The organism is Pseudomonas sp. 21LCFQ02 (genome assembly GCF_024129895.2).
In the GTDB taxonomy this organism is placed as follows: domain Bacteria; phylum Pseudomonadota; class Gammaproteobacteria; order Pseudomonadales; family Pseudomonadaceae; genus Aquipseudomonas.
The window spans coordinates 1,150,978-1,169,542 of the sequence record NZ_CM178749.1 but is presented as its reverse complement, the minus strand read 5'-3'; the positions used below and the strand labels follow the sequence as shown (position 1 = coordinate 1,169,542).

Here is an 18,565-nt window from a genome sequence, read left to right as displayed (position 1 = left end):
GCAGCATTAACCCGAGCCAGGCGGCCTGACAGACCTGCAAAGGAGAACGTCATGCATCCGCTGAAGAACATCGTCCTGGCCACCGCGACACTCGCCGTGCTGGGTGCCCATCCACTGCTGGCCAGCGCCGCCCAGGGTGAAACCGGCCCGTTGATCGAGGCGCGTCAGGAAGGCTCGATCTGGACCGCTTTTGCCTTGAACCGGCACTTGAGTGCGTTCGATATCAAGGTGGCGGTCGAAAAAGGCACCGCCCGGTTATCTGGCAAGGTCGAGAATGAAGTCGAGCGGGAGCTGGCCGAACGGATCGCACTGGATGTCGAAGGCATCGACAAGGTCGATAACCAGTTGCAGATTGACCCGGCGGTGGCCACCGAGGCGGATGCCCGCAATGGCCTGGCCCAGCGTTTCGAAGACGCCACACTGGTGGCGACGATCAAATCCAAGCTGTTGTGGAGCAACGTCACCCAAGGGCTGGAAATCGACGTAACCAGTGATCAGGGGGTGGTCACGCTCAAGGGCCGGGCGCAAAGCCCTGAAGCCAAAGAGCTGGCCGGTAATCTGGCGACCAATACCGATGGCGTGGCCAGTGTAAATAACCTGATCAGCATCAGTGCGGCCGACTCGATTGCCGCCAAGACCCAGCCACAGGCGCTCAGTACCACCGAGCAGATGAGTGACGCCTGGGTTACCAGCAAGGTCAAGTCCAGCCTTATCTACAGCCGCAACATCGACGGCCTGGGTATCAAGGTCGATACCAGGGAGGGCGTGGTGACACTCAATGGCATGGTGGCCAACTTTGCGGAAAAGGAGCTGGCGGTTGAGATCGCTCGCAATATCCGTGGGGTGAAGGGCGTCAATGCCGACGCCTTGAAAGTCATGGCGCGCAGTACTGGCTGACCACAACACGTATGTGGCATTCGTGCAGAACGCACGATGCCACAGCGTCGATCGTGCAGCTTGCGCGCCACAGAGAATTTTGTATTTTTTTAAGTTGTTGATTTATAAGCATTTATTTTTGATTTAAAGCTGGCATGCGGTCTGCAATATCCCTATCGACAAAGGCCGGAACATCCGGTCGACAAGAACGGTAGAGGGATTGAGCACATGAACAGCCAGCGTCTTGCCCAATTGCGTATTTCGCCCCTGCGGGTACAGCAAGGTCTTTTCGCCAGCCTGGTGCTCCTGCTGGTGTTGCTTGCCACCCAACAGTGGCAACTGCATGAGCAAAATCGTGAAGCGGCTGCGATGCGTCAGTCGCTGATTTCCCAAAGCCTCTCGCTGAGCCAGGCACGTACATCGGTCTCGACCGTGGACAGTCAGGGTTGGGCGCGCGCTCCGGTGCAGGTCGATCGTGTTGTTTCTCAGGACAGTCTGGCGCGCCTGCCTCAACAGTCGCGTTGGGTCTTCTGACCTGATCGGATTCCCACAGTAGTAAGGAGTATCACTATGTTGAGCTGGGCTATTACATTCTTGATCATCGCTATCGTTGCAGCGGTACTGGGCTTCGGTGGTATTGCGGGTACGGCAACCGGTATCGCGAAGATTCTGTTCATCGTGTTCCTGGTCATGTTCGTGGTGTCGTTCTTCTTCGGCCGTCGCGGTAGAGGCTGACATGCGTAACCTGACTCATCTGCTGGCCGCCGCCCTGTTAATGGGCGGTAGCGCCGCCACCCTGGCCGCCAACGATGGTCAGGTGCGTGTTAACGAATTGCTGAGCAGTTCCTCCGATTACCGCCAAGCCTGGACCCAGGCCGTGCAAAAAGAGGAACGCTTGCCTGAGTGGGTCATGAACCTGTCAGGCGTTGCCGAGCCAATGACCGCCACTACCCAGGATGGTGATCCCTATCGGGTGGGGGTGCTGTGCGAGACTGCCGAGAGCTGCCGCAGCCAGCGTCTTATCGTGGCTGGCAGCCTGGACGGCAAAGACATCTATGCCCTGCTGGTGACGGTGCCGGCTGGCTTGCCGAGCGACAAGTCGCCAAAAAGCCACGCCACCCAACGCTATCTGGGTAATCCCGATAAGGGAATGAAGACGCTGCTTGAGGAACAACTGCTCAAGGATCCGAACTGGTACTGACCTGGTGGGTGGTAAAGCCGCTGACGGTCAAACCGTTTCATTATCAACGCTGCACGGCTTCCTGGAGGAAGTACGTGCATGACCAGGGGGCCGGGATGCACTGATTGATCGGATCGGTGCGACCTAGGGGTACAGGGAGTACCTCCGCTGAGGGCCGGGTCAGGTGAAGCCGCCATGCCGTTTTCGACGATACGCAGACGTCGAAACCCGCATGGCGCTTTTTATTTGTGCTTGCGTCAAAGCTGAAGAGTTCCGCCGTACATCCGTAAACTGCTGCAGAAAATGTCCTCAAATCTTTTCTGGTTGTGTCGTGCGACATTTTTTCCTATTGCCAGGCTGAAAGCACCGGCCCAGCAACCTCCAGGCCATTTTTCCAACGTCATTAACAGCATTTAACAGGGCATTTCTGCCGTTATCATATGCCGATTCTGCATGACTTAGGCGGTTATGGCATTAGACGTGCCTTTGCCCCGTCTGAATAGTTGCGCCTTTTTTTCGCTTGCTTTGAGCCCGGATGCTCTTTCGCGGTGACTTTCTGTGGACAGTGCGGGGCTTTCTTCCACGACTTCGGTCTGCCGCGGATGAGGCAGGGCGAGCACGCGGTTCCCAAGCTGATCCAAGCCACTTCGCACAAAGGTAATGACATGAAGAAGGCAAAACTGAGTCTGGCATGGCAGATTCTGATCGGTCTGGTTCTGGGTATCGCCATCGGCGCGCTGCTCAACCACTTCAGTGCCGAGAAGGCCTGGTGGATCAGCAACGTCCTGCAACCGGCAGGTGACATCTTCATTCGCCTGATCAAGATGATCGTGGTGCCCATCGTCGTGGCCTCGCTGATCGTCGGGATTGCCGGTGTGGGCGATGCCAAGAAGCTCGGCAGCATTGGCCTGAAGACCATTATCTACTTCGAGATCGTGACCACGGTCGCCATCGTTGTGGGCCTGGTGCTGGCCAACCTGTTCCAGCCTGGAGCCGGCATCGACATGAGCTCGCTCGGCACGGTGGACATCTCCAAGTACAAGACCACCGCCGCCGAGGTGCAGCATGACCATGCGTTCATTGCCACCATCCTCAACCTGATTCCGTCCAACATCTTCGCCTCCATTGCCCGTGGCGACATGCTGCCGATCATCTTCTTCTCGGTGATGTTCGGCATGGGCCTGGCCAGCCTGCAAAACGAAGTGCGCGAGCCGCTGGTGAAAATGTTCCAGGGCGTCTCGGAAACCATGTTCAAGGTCACCCACATGATCATGGCCTACGCGCCGATCGGTGTGTTCGCCCTGATCGCGGTCACCGTAGCCAACTTCGGTTTCGCCTCGCTGCTGCCGCTGGCCAAGCTGGTGATCCTGGTTTACGTCGCCATCGCCTTCTTTGCCTTCGTGGTGCTGGGCCTGATCGCCCGCATGTTCGGCTTCTCGATCATGAAGATCATCCGCATCTTCAAGGATGAGCTGATCCTGGCCTACTCCACCGCCAGCTCCGAGACAGCGCTGCCGCGGGTAATCAGCAAGATGGAAGCCTACGGTGCGCCGAAAGCCATCTGCAGCTTCGTGGTACCGACCGGTTACTCGTTCAACCTCGATGGCTCGACCCTGTACCAGAGCATCGCGGCGATCTTCATTGCCCAGTTGTACGGCATTGACCTGTCGCTCGGCCAACAGCTGATGCTGGTCCTGACCCTGATGGTCACCTCCAAAGGTATCGCCGGTGTGCCGGGCGTGTCGTTCGTGGTCCTGTTGGCGACCCTGGGCAGCGTTGGTATTCCGCTGGAAGGTCTGGCATTCATCGCCGGTGTCGACCGCATCATGGACATGGCACGTACCGCCCTGAACGTGATCGGCAATGCCTTGGCGGTGCTGGTCATCGCCCGTTGGGAAGGCATGTACGACGATGCCAAAGGCAAGGCCTACTGGGAGTCGCTGCCACACTGGCGCAGCAACGAGCCGGTGCCGGTCGGCAAGCCTGCGGCTGAGTAGGACCGGCTTTAGCCGGGAAGCCTTTGCGGTCTTCCCGGTCTTCCCGGTCTTCGCGGCTAAAGCGGATCGCCGCCCGGCCGCTCCTACGGGGATCGCGATCGTCCCGTCAATTTCCCTCCGGCACACCTCCCCCGTTATCATCCCCGTCGTCTGAAGGGGGATGTATCCGATGCTCAATGGCCTGTGGCTTGGTTTTTTCGTCGTGGCGATGGTCGCCGCGCTGGCGCAATGGTTGATCGGCGGCAATGCCGGGATCTTTGCCAGCATGGTCGAGAGCATCTTTGCCATGGCCAAGCTGTCGGTGGAGGTCATGGTTCTGCTGTTCGGCACCCTCACCCTGTGGCTGGGTTTTCTGCGCATTGCCGAGAAGGCCGGGATCGTCGACTGGCTGGGCAAGGTGCTCAGCCCACTGTTCACCCGGCTGATGCCGGAGGTGCCGCCGGGCCATCCGGCGCTGGGCCTGATTACCCTCAACTTCGCCGCCAACGGTCTGGGGCTGGACAATGCCGCGACCCCGATCGGCCTCAAGGCCATGAAGGCACTGCAGGAACTCAACCCCAGCCAGACCACCGCCAGCAACGCGCAGATCCTGTTTCTGGTGCTCAACGCCTCGTCACTGACCCTGTTGCCGGTGACCATCTTCATGTACCGCGCCCAGCAAGGCGCACCTGACCCGACCCTGGTGTTCCTGCCGATCCTGCTGGCGACCAGTGTCTCGACCATTGTCGGGCTGCTGTCGGTGGCGTTCATGCAGCGCCTGCGGCTGTGGGACCCGGTGGTGCTGGCTTACCTGATTCCAGGTGCATTGCTGCTCGGTGGTTTCATGGCCTTTCTCGGCACGCTGTCGGCTGCGGCGCTGGCCGGGCTGTCATCGATTCTCGGCAACCTCACGCTGTTCGGCCTGATCATGTTGTTTCTGGTGATCGGCGCGCTGCGCAAGGTCAAGGTGTATGAAGCCTTCGTCGAAGGGGCCAAGGAAGGTTTCGATGTGGCCAAAAACCTGCTGCCGTATCTGGTGGCGATGCTCTGTGCGGTGGGCGTATTGCGCGCCTCCGGTGCTCTGGACTTCGGCCTGGAAGGCATTCGCCACGTGGTCGAGTGGCTGGGCTGGGATACCCGTTTTGTCGACTCGCTGCCCACTGCGCTGGTCAAACCGTTCTCCGGCAGCGCGGCGCGGGCGCTGTTGATCGAGACCATGCAGAACCAGGGCGTCGACAGCTTTGCCGCGCTGGCGGCAGCGACCATTCAGGGCAGCACCGAAACCACCTTCTATGTGCTGGCGGTGTACTTCGGCGCGGTCGGCATCCAGCGCGCCCGGCATGCCGTGGGCTGTGCGCTGCTGGCCGAGTTTTCGGGCGTGGTGGCAGCGATCATGGTCTGCTACTGGTTCTTTGGCGCCACCGCCAGCTAAGTATCAAGGCGTCGCAGCAGGTCCAGACTCTGATGACCATCGAGGCGCGACAAGCCCCGCCGTTCAGGGCGGGGAAGGATAGCGCGGACGGCGTAGCCGTCCCTGGTTGCAGTGGGGTGTCTGCTGCTGTTCGATGGACGCACCGCCACAGGATGATGCGCAGTAACACGGCGACACAGATGCCCTTATACGGCGGTATTTCGTTACAAAGACCCCATGGTCATGCAGCTTGAAAACACCGTGCCATCCGCGCCTAATGTCGTCTTCATTGCTCATGGCTCAAGAGCAGCATGCAACGACTTCAAGCCTTCAAGTACGAACTCATGCCAGACGGCTGGCAGGAGCGGCAAATGCGCCGCTTTGCCGGCTCCTGTCGCTTCGTCTTCAACAAGGCGCTGGCGTTGCAGAAGGAGCGCCACGAGCAAGGCGAGAAGAAGCTCGGCTATGCGGGCCTGTGCAAGTTGCTGACCGAATGGCGCAATAGCCCGCAAACCGCATGGCTGGCCGATGCGCCTGTTCACCCGTTGCAACAGAGCCTCAAGGATCTGGAGCGGGCCTACACCAACTTCTTCGCCAAGCGAGCCGACTTTCCCCGGTTCAAGAAGAAGGGGCAGCGCGACAGTTTCCGCTATCCCGACCCGAAACAGATCAAGCTCGACCAGACCAACAGCCGCCTGTTTCTGCCAAAGCTGGGCTGGTTGCGCTACCGCAACAGCCGCAAGACGCTGGGTACTGTGAAGAACATCACCGTGAGCCAGTTGTGTGGCAAGTGGTTTGTGAGTATCCAGACCGAACGCGAGATCGATGAGCAGCCCACGGCGCAGGGTGCGGCAGTCGGCATCGACATGGGCATTGCCCGGTTCGCCACGCTTTCGGATGGTTCGTTCTACGCACCCCTGAACAGCTTCAAACGCCATGAAACCGCGCTGTGCAAAGCGCAGCAGGCGATGAGCCGCAAGGTCAGATTCAGCCGCAACTGGAAGAAAGCGAAAGCCCGCGTCCAGCGCATTCATTCCCGCATCGGCAATGCCCGCCGCGACTACCTGCACAAGTGCTCTACCACGATCAGCCAAAACCACGCGATGGTGTGTATCGAGGACTTGCAGGTACGGAATATGTCCAGGTCGGCGGCAGGTAAGACCGAGGCGCCGGGAAGAAACGTTCGGGCCAAGTCTGGCCTGAACAGGGCCATCCTCGATCAGGGCTGGTTCGAGTTCCGCCGCCAACTGGACTACAAGCTGGCGTGGCGCGGTGGCTGGCTGATTGCCGTGCCGCCGCAAAATACCAGCCGCACGTGCCCTTGTTGCGGCCATGTGTCGGCGGCCAACCGCCAGACGCAAGCGCTGTTCAGGTGTGTTGGATGTGGTTTTGAAGGCAACGCCGATGTGGTCGGGGCGATCAATGTACTAAGGGCGGGACACGCCCGGTTAGCCTGTGAAGTGAGCGCAGAGGTCATGGCGCCAGCAGCAGGAACCCACCGAAGCGACTCGGGGGCGGCCCGATGCCGCGCCTGAGCGCCGTAGGAATCCCCGGCCTTCAGGCCGGGGAGGATGTCAAGGCTCCGGGACCGGCTGTGATTCAGGCGTCGCGGCGGGCGGTTGCTCTGCTGCAGGCTCCGGGTCTGGCTCTGGCTCCGTTTGCGGTTCTGGCGCCGCAACACCGGGCTCGGATGCCGCAGGCGCAGCGTCGTCATCGCCACCGGGTTTGAGCTGGATGATCCGGCCTTTTGGCTGGGTCACGGTCGGTTGATCGGCGTCGGTCACTTCAAAACGCAGTACGCCGATCATCTGCCCGTCCTCGGTCAGCACCCGAACCTGCCAGCGGCCCGCCACCTCCTGCGGGAAGTTGCGCTTGTGGGTCCAGGCACGATAGCCCTCCTTGCGCCCGCCGTTGATATTCAGGGCAATGCGGTCCACCTCTTCGCCGTTGCGCCGCCAGACATGGTAAATGCGCTCTTGCAGGCCGCGCGGCGCATTGATTGCGGTGTAGGCGTACAGGCCGTCGCGGCGCAGTTGAGCGGCGCTGATCTGGCGGATGCTTTCACCCGGTGTGCGATTTTTGTTGTCGAACTCGGTACTCACCGCCACTTCGGTCAGCCACAGCGTGGCCGGCGGCACCCAGGAGCGCAGCAGCCAGCCAGCGCTGCCCACGGCCAGGATCACGGTCACCAGCATCACCCCACTGCGCCAGGTGCGGATCGGAAAGCTCGATGCCAGGCTGGGAATCGACAGCACAATCGCGGTGCCGAGCGCCAGTTTGTAGCTCTCGGTGGTGGTCAGGTTGAGAATGATCGGCAGCGCGGTGAGCATCGCGGCGAACAGGGTCAGGGTATGCAAGGCCAGGAACAGCCAGCGGCGCGGTGCCAGCCAGCGGTAGTACAGCGGGTCGACGATGGAGATCAGCCCGGCCGCACCGAGCAGCGCCGTGAACAACGCCTGGCCGCTGTTCCAGGTGGTGGTGATGAAAAAGAACGGCAGGACGAAGAACAGGCTTTCCTGATGGATCAACTGGGTGCCGTAACGCAGCAACCCTTGCGGAATTTCCTTGCCGAATTTTCGGTGGAACAGCCCCACCACGCTGTTCTCGACCATCAGCCACAGCCAGCTGAGCATCATCACCACGGCGATCCAGCTGGCCAGCCCGGCCTGACGGTCGACCATGATGAAGCTGACGATCCCGGAGATGAATCCGCCCGCCGCAATGATGCCCGGATAGCGGCGCATCAGGTCGAGGATGCGGGTGACGAGGACATTCCAGTGGGGCATTGGGCTTCACTTCAGCAGGGGTGGAAAAAAGTCGCCAAGCATAGCAATGCAGTGCGCAGCGCTACAGCCGTTGCTGACGGCGATAACGCAGCCCGCCGACCAGCAGCAGGATCATCAGCACTCCGGCAGCCAGGACCAGCCAATACAGATCGTCGTAACTGAACAGCGGTTTCTCGATGCGGATGTAGCCCGGTTGTTCGAGTAACTGACGCAAGGCCCGGTTGGCGCCCTCCAGGGTGACCGCCTGAATGCGCTTGGCCGGGTCGGCAAAGCGGCCATTCTCGTAATCGTTGAGCGCGCCCCAGTAATAGTCGGCCAGCGCGCTGTTGCCTTGCACGGCCCAGGCCTGCCGGGCCACGGCGGCTTGTTTGAGGCGCTCGAAGGTTGCAGCTTGCAGGCCGTCACGCTGCAAGCGCTCAAGCAGTGCATGCAGGGTCTGTTCGGCTTGCAACAGGTCGCTGCGTTCGACATCGGCGTCCAGGCTCATCAGCCCGGTGTCGCTGAACACCTCGCGGCTGACCGAAGGGCCGTAGGACAACCCCTGTTGCAGGCGCAGTTCTGAGTACAGCGACCACTCCAGATAAGACCGGACCAGCTCCCAGGTTTCGTCGTGTTGTTCATCCAGCAAGGGCTCGGGAAAGATCAGGTGCAGCCGGGCACTTTCGCCCAGTACCCCGCGGGTCAGTACCCGGCGTTGTTCAGCCACTTGTTTCGCGCTGTCCAGGGTCGGGTGTTCGGCAGGTTCGGTGGCGGCCAGGCGGCCATAGACCCGTTCCAGGTAGCCGGGCAGCAGCTTGTCCAGGTCACCGACCATGATCAGGGTCATGTTGTTGGGTGCGTACCAGGCCGCCAGGGCATCTTCGAGCTGCTCCAGGCTGACCGCCTCGACGTCCGGACTGTCGGCGCACTTCAGGCCCAGTTCGCTCGCCACCTGGCTGCTGGCGTTGCTGCCCGCGTCACGCCGGTCGAGCAGCCGTTGCAGGCGCGAGGCGTGGCCGCCGTCTTCATGGGCAACGATGCGCCTGACCGTGTCCAGGCGGCTCTGGGTCAGCTCGGTGTGGGTCAGCACCTGCATGAGCAGGTCGAGTACCTTGCGCTGGTTACGCGCCGGTGCCTCGATCACAAAGGTGGTGTCGGCATTGCTGGTAAAGGCGTTCCACTCGCCACCGAGCGCCTGCATGCGCGACTCCAGACCGCCTTCTCCGCTGTCATCGATGCCGCTGAACATCAAGTGTTCGAGCAGGTGCGGCAGTTCTTTGTGCTCACAGGCAAAGTCATCAAAGCCCACCCCGACAATCAGCCGGATCGCCACATGGCCCTTGTCGTAGGCGGGCTTGAGCAGCACCTGCAAACCGTTGGGCAACAGATAACCCTGGGCTTGCAGACGGTCCAAGGCCAGGCTGGGAAGAGAACAGAGCAACAGCCAGATCAGCAGCAGGCAGCGCATGAGACAGCTTTTCCTTGCGGGCCAGTTGAATTGACATGCTGTTGAAAAACTACCTGCGTTGCCATTGCTGCGTTAAAAACAGGCTCAAAATGCTCATTTACAACCCGTAAACTCCGCTTTTTCGCCTGTTTTTGCCTTGCACTGGCTGCCTCGCCTACGTTTTTCAACGGCCTGCTAAACAGACTTCGCTGCCGCCGCTCGGTTCACACCGATTGTTCGCCTACCTGGCCTGGCGTCTCGTCCGGTCCGTCGCTGGACAGTGCACCCGTGTCGGCGGTTTCCAGTACCGCGTAGGCGCTGCTGCAGAACAGCGAGTTGAGGCGCTTCATGTCAGCCATCAGTTCCAGGTGCAGCGAGCTGGTCTCGATACTTTGCACCACTTTGCGTTGCAAACGGTTGACATGGGCGTGGGCCAGCCGCCGTTCCAGAGCGCGGAACTGGCGTTTTTCCTTCAATAGCTGGCGGGCGCTATGCGGGTCGCCGCTGAGAAACACCGACAGGCCCAGGCGCAGGTTGGCCTGCAACTGGGTGTGCAGGTCGGTGAGCTCTTCCAGACCGACGTCCGAAAACGATCGTTGCTGCGCGGTTTTCTGCTGCTGGATCTTGCGCAGCATGCGCTCGATCACACCACTGGCCAATTCCAGGTTGATGGTCAGCTCAATGATTTCGGCCCAGCGTCGATTGTCCTGTTCGCCCAGGTCTTCTCGGGGCATCTGCGCCAGGTACAGCTTGATGCCGCTGTACAGGGTCTCGACATCCTCATTAAGGCTGCGCACTTGCTGAGTGACAGCGGTCTGGGTGCCGTGCAGTACGGCCTGCATGGCGCCCAGCATGTTCTCCAGCAGGTCGCCCATGCGCAGGGTTTCACGCACCGCATTGGCCAGCGCCAGGCTGGGAGTCGCCAGCGCGGTCAGATCCAGATGCCTGGGTTTGATCGGCCCTGCGGTTTCGGCAGGCACTTGCAGCAAGCTGGCGCACAGGCGCGCCATGGGGCTGACAAAGGGCAGCATCAAAAGGCAGCGTGCGGTGTTGTAGACCAGATGAAAGCCGATCACCAGTTCCTGTGGCTTGAGCCTCAGCTCGTCGAGCCAGTTCACCAGCGGGTCAAGCACCGGGATGATCAGCACCAGGCCCAGCAGTTTGAATAGCAGGCTGCCCAGCGCCACCTGGCGACCGGGTACGTTCTGCATGCTGGTGCTCATGAACGCCAGCAGACCGCTGCCGATATTGGCCCCCACCACCAGACCGATGGCCACGTGCAGGCTGATGATGTCGGAACCGGCCAGCGTTGCGGTCAGCAGCACCGCCGCCAGGCTGGAATAGGAAATCAGCGCGAACAGCGCACCGACCAGGGCATCGAGCAGGAAGTCGCCGGTCAGCGAGGCGAACAGCACCTTGACTCCGCTGGCCTGGGTGATCGGCGCGGCGGCGCTGACGATCAGTTGCAGCGCCAGGATGATCAGCCCCAGACCGATGGCTACCCTGCCCAACTGGCCGGCGCGGGTCTGCTTGCGCGACAGAAAAAAGATCACCCCGAGGAAGATCAGCAGTGGCGACAGCCACGACAGGTCGAAGGTCAACACCCGCGACATCAGCGCGGTGCCGACATCGGCGCCCAGCATGATCGCCAGCGCCGGCGCCAGACGCATCAGCCCCTGGCCGACAAAGGATGTCACCAGCATGGCTGTGGCGTTGCTGCTCTGCACCAGCGCGGTGACCAGGATGCCAGCGAGAAAGGCCAGCGGCCGACGTGCAACGTTATGGCCCAGCACGCGGCGCAACTGACTGCCGTATACGCGCAGGATGCCGGTACGCACAATGTGCGTGCCCCAGATCAGCAGGGCCACGGCAGACAATAGATCGAGCAGGGTCAGCATATGCAAGGCCCCCTGTGGTGGTGTGAATAGCGAGCGACGCGGAATGTTTTTACTAAAGCTTTAGACCGCTTTGTGCGGTGCTGCCAGCATCGCACAGGCCTCAACGCATTGAAACAATTCTGTAATGAATGGGCGACCCGCCTTGGCCTGCGCCCGGTAGGAGCTGCTTTAGCAGCGAAGGGTTCAGCCGCGAAAGGTCTTCGCGGCTAATTCGCGGCTGAAGCCGCTCCTGCCGGGTTAGCCGAGCCTCAGGCTTCGGCTGGCGCCGCTTCGGCCTTCTTGCGTGCCTGGCTGGTGCGCATCTTGATGTTGATCGCTTCAACCGCCAGCGAGAACGCCATGGCGAAGTACACGTAGCCTTTGGGCACATGAATGTCGAAGGCTTCGGCGATCAGCACCGTACCGACCACCATCAGGAACGACAGGGCGAGCATCTTCAGTGATGGATGTTTGTCGATGAAATCGCTGATGGCGCCGGAGCAGAGCATCATCACCAGCACCGCCACGATGATCGCCGCGACCATCACCGGCACGTTGGACACCATGCCCACCGCAGTGATGACCGAGTCCAGCGAGAACACGATGTCGATGATCGCGATCTGCACGATGGTTGCCAGGAACATGCCGCCAGCGCCCTTGGGCTCGTCGCCGGCCTCTTCTTCACCTTCCATGCCCTGGAAGATTTCCTGGGAGCTTTTCCACAGCAGGAACAGGCCGCCGAAGAACAGGATCAGGTCACGACCGGAAATGCCCTGGCCGAAGACGCTGAACAGGTCGGTGGTCAGGCGCATGATCCAGGTGATCGACAGCAGCAGCATGATGCGAGTGACCATGGCCAGGCCCAGGCCGAACAGCCGGGTGCGCTTTTGCATGGCTTTGGGCATGCGGCTGACCAGGATCGAGATCATGATGATGTTGTCGATCCCCAGAACGATTTCCAGGGCGGTCAGGGTCAAGAAAGCAACCCATATTTCAGGGTTGAGTAGCCATTCCATCAGTTGTTTCCTCAGGCGATAAAAAATCGCCGCCAGCTACAGCTGACGGCGATTCGGGGTTGAAACGCGGTTGAATCAGACGCTGCTGACCAGCGGGAACAGACCCAGCATGACAGCGGCAACCAGAATACACATGCAGACCAGGATCGCCCACTTGAGGGTGAAGCGCTGGTGGTCACCGAAATCGATACCGGCCAGGGCAACCAGCAGGTAGGTCGAAGGCACCAGTGGGCTGAGCAGGTGCACCGGCTGGCCAACGATCGAAGCACGGGCCATTTCTACCGCGCTGATGCCGTAGTGCGAGGCGGCTTCGGCCAGCACAGGCATGACGCCGTAGTAGAACGCGTCATTGGACATGAAGAAGGTGAACGGCATGCTCACCAGCGCGGTGATGACCGCCAGGTAAGGGCCCATGGCCTCAGGGATCACCGCCAGCAGGCTCTTGGACATGGCGTCGACCATGCCGGTGCCGGTCAGGATGCCGGTGAAAATACCGGCGGCGAAGATCAGGCCGACTACCGACAACACGCTACCGGCGTGGGCCGAAACGCGGTCCTTCTGGTCCTGCAGGTTCGGGTAGTTGATGATCATCGCGATGCTGAAAGCCACCATGAACAGCACTGGCAGCGGCAGCAGACCCATGATCAGGGTGACCATCAGGCAGAACGTCAGGGCACCGTTGAACCAGATCAGTTTTGGACGGCGGGCATCAGGGAATTGCGACACGCTGATTTCGCTGTGATCGATTTCATCGCCCTGCAATTGCAGCACGCCCAGACGAGCCCGCTCGCGCTTGCCATACAAGTAAGAGATGGCCAGCAGGCAGACCACGCCGGCAGCCATGGCCGGGATCATCGGGACGAAGATGTCCGAGGCATCGACATGCAGGGCACTGGCTGCGCGAGCCGTCGGGCCGCCCCATGGGGTCATGTTCATGATCCCGCCAGCGAGGATGATCAGGCCGGCCATGATCCGTGGGCTCATGCCGACACGGCTGTACAGCGGCAGCATGGCGGCCACGCAGATCATGTAGGTAGTGGCGCCATCACCGTCCAGCGAAACCACCAGCGCCAGTACGGCGGTGCCGACGGAAATGCGCATCGGGTCGCCCTTGACCATTTTCAGGATCTTGCGCACCGCCGGGTCGAACAGCCCCGAGTCGATCATCAGGGCGAAGTAGAGAATGGCGAACATCAGCATGACGCCGGTGGGCGCCAGCTTGGTGATACCAGCGAGCATCATCGGGCCGATCTGCGGGCCGAAGCCACCGAACAGGGCAAAGATGATCGGGACGATGATCAGGGCAATCAGCGCGGTCATGCGCTTGCTCATGATCAGGTACATGAAGGCGATGACCATGGCAAAGCCAAGGAAAGTCAGCATGGCAATACTCCAGACGTATTTCGGTCAGGGAAACCGGAAAAGATGAAAGTCAGTTCTGCTCAGCGAGCAGTGGTCTGGAGTCGGGGCGCAAGGGAGGTGTACAGGGAGGTAGGAGCAAGCATGTTAATCACCGTTATTCTTGTTGAATGTCCGGACGACGGCTGTGCGGTCGGCCTGGCTTACCGGTCTTTTGCCGGTGCTGGAGGCGATCCTAATCCCCCAAGCTTTCAGCCAGCTTTCAACTTCCTTTCAGCGTTGCGCTGCGCTGCGGCGTTTGTCGATTTTGCGCGTCAATCGGCTCTATGGATCCATTGATGATAATTTGGGCGATTATCGGATATATATTCTTGACTAAAAGCTGGCTCAGGATTTCAATGGATCCACTAATAAAAACAAATCCGGACCGGAGAGCCTGGCCATGTACCCCATGAACGCCTGGTATGTTGCTTGCACCCCTGACGAAATCGCCGACAAGCCGCTGGGTCGGCAGATCTGTGGCGAGAAGATGGTGTTTTATCGCGGCCTGGACAACCAGGTGATGGCGGTCGAGGATTTTTGTCCGCATCGCGGTGCCCCGCTGTCGCTGGGTTACGTGGAGAACGGCCAGTTGGTCTGTGGCTATCACGGCCTGGTGATGGGCGCCGATGGCAAGACGGCTGCGATGCCAGGCCAGCGGGTGCGCGGCTTTCCTTGCAACAAGACTTTCGCGGCCGTGGAGCGCTACGGGTTTATCTGGGTCTGGCCCGGAGATCAGGCGCAGGCCGATGCGGGGCTGATTCCTCACCTGGAATGGGCGGTCAGTGACCAGTGGGCTTATGGCGGCGGGTTGTTTCATATCGGCTGCGATTACCGGCTGATGATCGACAACCTGATGGACCTGACCCACGAAACCTACGTGCACGCCTCCAGCATTGGCCAGAAAGAAATTGATGAAGCCGCGCCGGTCACTCAGGTGCAGGGTGATGAAGTGATCACCGCCCGGCACATGGAAAACATCATGGCCCCGCCGTTCTGGCGCATGGCCCTGCGTGGCAACAACCTGGCCGACGATGTGCCGGTGGACCGCTGGCAGATCTGCCGCTTCACCCCACCCAGCCATGTGCTGATCGAGGTGGGCGTGGCCCATGCCGGTAACGGCGGTTATCACGCCGACGCGCAGTTCAAGGCATCCAGCATTGTGGTGGACTTCATCACCCCCGAGAGCGATACCTCGATCTGGTACTTCTGGGGCATGGCACGCAACTTCAATCCGCAGGATCAGGCGCTGACCGACACGATCCGCGAAGGCCAGGGCAAGATTTTCAGCGAAGACCTGGAGATGCTCGAACGCCAGCAACAGAACCTGCTCAGGTACCCGACGCGCAACCTGCTCAAGCTCAATATCGACGCCGGTGGTGTGCAGTCGCGCAAGATTCTGGAGCGCATTATCGCTCAGGAACAAAGCGCTGCCCCGGCCTTGATCGCCACTGCCCAATAAGCTGCAGGAGCCAATCACATGATCGACGTTATGGTGATTTCCCGCCGCGACGAAGCGCTGGACATCTGCAGCTTCGAGCTGGCCCGTGCCGACCGCAGCCCCTTGCCGGCCTTCAGCGCCGGGGCGCACATCGAGGTGCAGGTGCCCGGCGAATCCGGGCTGCTGCGCCAGTACTCGCTGTGCAACCACCCCGCCGAGCAGCATCGCTACCTTATTGGTGTACTCGATGACCCGGCCTCGCGAGGCGGCTCAAGTGCCATGCACCAGTTGCTGCGCGCCGGCATGGCGCTGCGCATCAGCGAGCCGCGCAACCTGTTCCCGCTGGCCGAACATGCCCGGCGCAGCCTGCTGTTTGCCGGCGGCATCGGTATCACGCCGATTCTGTGCATGGCCGAACAACTGGCGAGCAGCGGGGCCGACTTCGAGCTGCACTACTGCGTGCGCGCCCGTGATCGCGCCGCGTTTGTCGAGCGCCTGCACGCTTCAAGTTTCGCTGACCGGGTGTTTCTACACAGTGACCAAGAGCCGGGCACCGCGCTCGATGCCCTGAGTGTGCTGGCCGGGCCGCAGCCCGATGTGCATCTGTACGTGTGCGGGCCGGGTGGGTTCATGCAGCACGTACTCGACAGCGCCCGCCAGCAGGGCTGGCAGGAGGCCAACCTGCACCGCGAATACTTCGCCGCCGCACCGGTGGACACCAGTGCCGACGGCAGCTTTTGCGTCAGGATCGCCAGCAGCGGTCAGGAGTTCGAGATCCCGGCGGACCAGACGGTGGTCCAGGTGCTGGAGCGTCATGGTGTGGAGATTGCGGTGTCGTGCGAACAAGGCGTGTGCGGCACCTGCCTGACCGGCGTGCTCGACGGTGTGCCGGAGCATCGCGACCTGTACCTCACCGAAGAAGAACAGGCGCTGAACAACCAGTTCACGCCCTGCTGCTCGCGTGCCAAGACTGCGATGCTGGTGCTGGATTTGTAACAGCGGGCGGGCGCCGGGGCGCATTTTCGGGCGGTTGGCGACCTGTAATTGCAAGACGCCTCTCTTTCTATTGAAGGAAATTTCCGAGAAAATCCCGAGCCCTTGCGCGTGCAAAATCCCGCGACTAGGCTGCGTCCGTCACTGAACATCAGTGATCGGGTTTAGCAGCCCATCTCAGGAAGTTGCTCATGCTGGAACCGTCTATGGCGGCTTCGCGTGGGGCACCTTCGGGTGCGCCGGTTTTGCACCTTCCTCCGGTCTGCTAACCCGCGTTGAAGCCGCCACCTCTTGTTCGTTTAGCAGCGAGCATCCGGTGGCCCTAGCCGCAGGAAGGTGTAATGAGTAATAAAATCGTCCCCGATCCACCTGATACCCCCTCAACCCTGACCCTCCTCGAATGCCGCGTGGCCCATGCGGTCGAGCTGCTGCGTTGCGCCACCGCCACCGCCTTCGAGACCGCCGATGCCCTGCAAGGCCCGGCGCGCCATCTGGCCATGGCCTCGATGCACCTGATTACCCAGGCGCATCTGACTCTGGATCAGGTGCTCGATCAATGGCCGGTGCAGGCCGAGGAGCAACTGCCGGCCTGACCATCGGGCGCGCGACAAGCCCCGCCGTTCAGGGCGGGGAAGGATAGCGCGGACGGCGTAGCCGTCCCTGGTTGCCGTGGGGTGTCTGCTGCTGTTCGATGGATGCACCGCCACAGGATGATGCGCAGTAATACGGCGACACAGTATGCCCCTCTACAGCGATCTTTCGTTACAAAGACCCCATGGGCATGCACCTTGAAAACACCGTGCCGTCCGCGCCTAATGTCGTCTTCATTGCTCATGGCTCAAGAGCAGCATGCAACGACTTCAAGCCTTCAAGTACGAACTCATGCCAGACGGCCAGCAGGAGCGGCAAATGCGCCGCTTTGCCGGCTCCTGTCGCTTCGTCTTCAACAAGGCGCTGGCGTTGCAGAAGGAACGTCACGAGCAAGGCGAGAAGAAGCTCGGCTATGCGGGCCTGTGCAAGTTGCTGACCGAATGGCGCCATAGCCCGCAAACCGCATGGCTGGCCGATGCGCCTGTTCACCCGTTGCAACAGAGCCTCAAGGATCTGGAGCGGGCCTACACCAACTTCTTCGCCAAGCGAGCCGACTTTCCCCGGTTCAAGAAGAAGGGGCAGCGCGACAGTTTCCGCTATCCCGACCCGAAACAGATCAAGCTCGACCAGCCCAACAGCCGCCTGTTCTTGCCCAAGCTGGGCTGGCTGCGTTACCGCAACAGCCGCGAGGTGCCTGGTACTGTGAAGAACATCACCGTGAGCCAGTCGTGTGGCAAGTGGTTCGTGAGTATCCAGACCGAACGACAGATCGATGAGCAGCCCACGGCGCAGGGGGCGGCAGTTGGCATCGACATGGGCATTGCCCGGTTCGCCACGCTTTCGGATGGTTCGTTCTACGCACCCCTGAACAGCTTCAAACGCCATGAAACCGCGCTGTGCAAAGCGCAGCAGGCGATGAGCCGCAAGGTCAGATTCAGCCGCAACTGGAAGAAGGCGAAAGCCTGCGTCCAGCGCATTCATTCCCGCATCGGCAATGCCCGCCGCGACTACCTGCACAAGTGCTCCACCACGATCAGCCAAAACCACGCGATGGTGTGTATCGAGGACTTGCAGGTACGCAATATGTCCAGGTCGGCGGCAGGCACGGCCGAGGCACCGGGAAGAAACGTCCGGGCCAAATCTGGCCTGAACAGGGCCATCCTCGATCAGGGCTGGTTCGAGTTCCGCCGCCAACTGGACTACAAGCTGGCGTGGCGCGGCGGCTGGCTGATTGCCGTACCGCCGCGAGATACCAGCCGCGCGTGCCCGTGTTGCGGCCATGTGTCGGCGGCCAACCGCCAGACGCAAGCGCTGTTCAGGTGTGTTGGATGTGGTTTTGAAGGCAACGCCGATGTGGTCGGGGCGATCAATGTACTAAGGGCGGGACACGCCCGGTTAGCCTGTGAAGTGAGCGCAGAGGTCATGGCGCCAGCAGCAGGAACCCACCGAAGCGACTTGGGGGCGGCTCGATGCCGCGCCTGAGCGCCGTAGGAATCTCCGGCCTTCAGGCCGGGGAGGATGTCAAAGGTTCAGGCTATATCCTTGTGTGTCGTGTGGACCCCGTCGCCCGCTAACGCGACGGGATCTGGCGCGG

Annotated in this window: 17 protein-coding genes; 12 read left to right on the top strand and 5 right to left on the bottom strand. The window is 61.0% G+C overall.

The features are described from left to right. Nucleotides 1-51 precede the first annotated feature (51 nt). The 7 genes from NJC40_RS05525 (at nucleotide 52) to NJC40_RS05495 (ending at nucleotide 6,978) form a co-directional block, all read left to right on the top strand. Nucleotides 52-897: a BON domain-containing protein gene (locus NJC40_RS05525; protein WP_045485128.1), complete on the top strand. Its 846-nt coding sequence runs from the start codon at nucleotides 52-54 to the stop codon at nucleotides 895-897. Between the two features lie 207 nt (nucleotides 898-1,104). After that, nucleotides 1,105-1,410, top strand: coding sequence for a hypothetical protein (locus tag NJC40_RS05520; protein WP_253141002.1), 306 nt, complete (start codon nucleotides 1,105-1,107; stop codon nucleotides 1,408-1,410). A gap of 36 nt (nucleotides 1,411-1,446) precedes the next feature. Beyond that, the gene (locus NJC40_RS05515; protein ID WP_025257796.1) at nucleotides 1,447-1,611 is read left to right on the top strand and encodes a DUF1328 domain-containing protein; all 165 of its coding nucleotides are present in this window, start codon (nucleotides 1,447-1,449) and stop codon (nucleotides 1,609-1,611) included. A 1-nt stretch (nucleotide 1,612) separates the two neighbouring features. Then, on the top strand, nucleotides 1,613-2,077 hold the full coding sequence (locus tag NJC40_RS05510) for an inhibitor of vertebrate lysozyme family protein (RefSeq protein WP_253113883.1): 465 nt from the start codon (nucleotides 1,613-1,615) through the stop codon (nucleotides 2,075-2,077). A 644-nt stretch (nucleotides 2,078-2,721) separates the two neighbouring features. Continuing rightward, nucleotides 2,722-4,053 carry a glutamate/aspartate:proton symporter GltP gene (gene gltP, locus NJC40_RS05505; protein WP_253141003.1) on the top strand — a complete coding sequence of 444 codons (1,332 nt, stop codon included), beginning with the start codon at nucleotides 2,722-2,724 and terminating at the stop codon, nucleotides 4,051-4,053. A gap of 169 nt (nucleotides 4,054-4,222) precedes the next feature. Beyond that, nucleotides 4,223-5,464 (top strand): nucleoside recognition domain-containing protein, encoded by a 1,242-nt coding sequence (locus NJC40_RS05500; RefSeq protein WP_253113890.1) that lies wholly within the window; start codon nucleotides 4,223-4,225, stop codon nucleotides 5,462-5,464. Between the two features lie 290 nt (nucleotides 5,465-5,754). Continuing rightward, entirely contained in the window at nucleotides 5,755-6,978 is a 1,224-nt protein-coding gene (locus tag NJC40_RS05495) for an RNA-guided endonuclease InsQ/TnpB family protein (RefSeq protein WP_253141005.1), read from the top strand. 39 nt (nucleotides 6,979-7,017) lie between these two features. Here the strand turns inward: NJC40_RS05495 and NJC40_RS05490 are convergent, their stop codons facing one another. The 5 genes from NJC40_RS05490 to NJC40_RS05470 form a co-directional block, all read right to left on the bottom strand. Further along, nucleotides 7,018-8,229, bottom strand: a complete 1,212-nt coding sequence (locus tag NJC40_RS05490) for a DUF5924 family protein (protein WP_253139823.1) — start codon at nucleotides 8,227-8,229, stop codon at nucleotides 7,018-7,020. A gap of 61 nt (nucleotides 8,230-8,290) precedes the next feature. Further along, nucleotides 8,291-9,676, bottom strand: coding sequence for a M16 family metallopeptidase (locus NJC40_RS05485; RefSeq protein WP_253139824.1), 1,386 nt, complete (start codon nucleotides 9,674-9,676; stop codon nucleotides 8,291-8,293). Between the two features lie 203 nt (nucleotides 9,677-9,879). After that, a complete protein-coding gene (locus NJC40_RS05480) occupies nucleotides 9,880-11,553 on the bottom strand; it encodes a Na/Pi cotransporter family protein (protein ID WP_045485110.1) in 1,674 nt (557 codons plus the stop codon). Between the two features lie 248 nt (nucleotides 11,554-11,801). Next, nucleotides 11,802-12,548, bottom strand: a complete 747-nt coding sequence (locus NJC40_RS05475) for a TerC family protein (RefSeq protein WP_045485109.1) — start codon at nucleotides 12,546-12,548, stop codon at nucleotides 11,802-11,804. A gap of 75 nt (nucleotides 12,549-12,623) precedes the next feature. Further along, nucleotides 12,624-13,931, bottom strand: coding sequence for a CitMHS family transporter (locus NJC40_RS05470; protein WP_045485107.1), 1,308 nt, complete (start codon nucleotides 13,929-13,931; stop codon nucleotides 12,624-12,626). Between the two features lie 120 nt (nucleotides 13,932-14,051). Here NJC40_RS05470 and NJC40_RS05465 point away from each other — a divergent pair, with 120 nt between their 5' ends. The 5 genes from NJC40_RS05465 (at nucleotide 14,052) to NJC40_RS05445 (ending at nucleotide 18,453) form a co-directional block, all read left to right on the top strand. Then, nucleotides 14,052-14,246 (top strand): hypothetical protein, encoded by a 195-nt coding sequence (locus NJC40_RS05465; RefSeq protein WP_253139826.1) that lies wholly within the window; start codon nucleotides 14,052-14,054, stop codon nucleotides 14,244-14,246. A gap of 103 nt (nucleotides 14,247-14,349) precedes the next feature. Further along, nucleotides 14,350-15,408 carry a Rieske 2Fe-2S domain-containing protein gene (locus NJC40_RS05460; RefSeq protein ID WP_253139829.1) on the top strand — a complete coding sequence of 353 codons (1,059 nt, stop codon included), beginning with the start codon at nucleotides 14,350-14,352 and terminating at the stop codon, nucleotides 15,406-15,408. A gap of 18 nt (nucleotides 15,409-15,426) precedes the next feature. Further along, a complete protein-coding gene (locus tag NJC40_RS05455; protein WP_253139831.1) occupies nucleotides 15,427-16,383 on the top strand; it encodes a PDR/VanB family oxidoreductase in 957 nt (318 codons plus the stop codon). A gap of 338 nt (nucleotides 16,384-16,721) precedes the next feature. Next, entirely contained in the window at nucleotides 16,722-16,973 is a 252-nt protein-coding gene (locus NJC40_RS05450) for a DUF6124 family protein (protein ID WP_253139832.1), read from the top strand. A 256-nt stretch (nucleotides 16,974-17,229) separates the two neighbouring features. Beyond that, nucleotides 17,230-18,453: an RNA-guided endonuclease InsQ/TnpB family protein gene (locus NJC40_RS05445; protein WP_253139834.1), complete on the top strand. Its 1,224-nt coding sequence runs from the start codon at nucleotides 17,230-17,232 to the stop codon at nucleotides 18,451-18,453. Nucleotides 18,454-18,565: the final 112 nt, after the last annotated feature.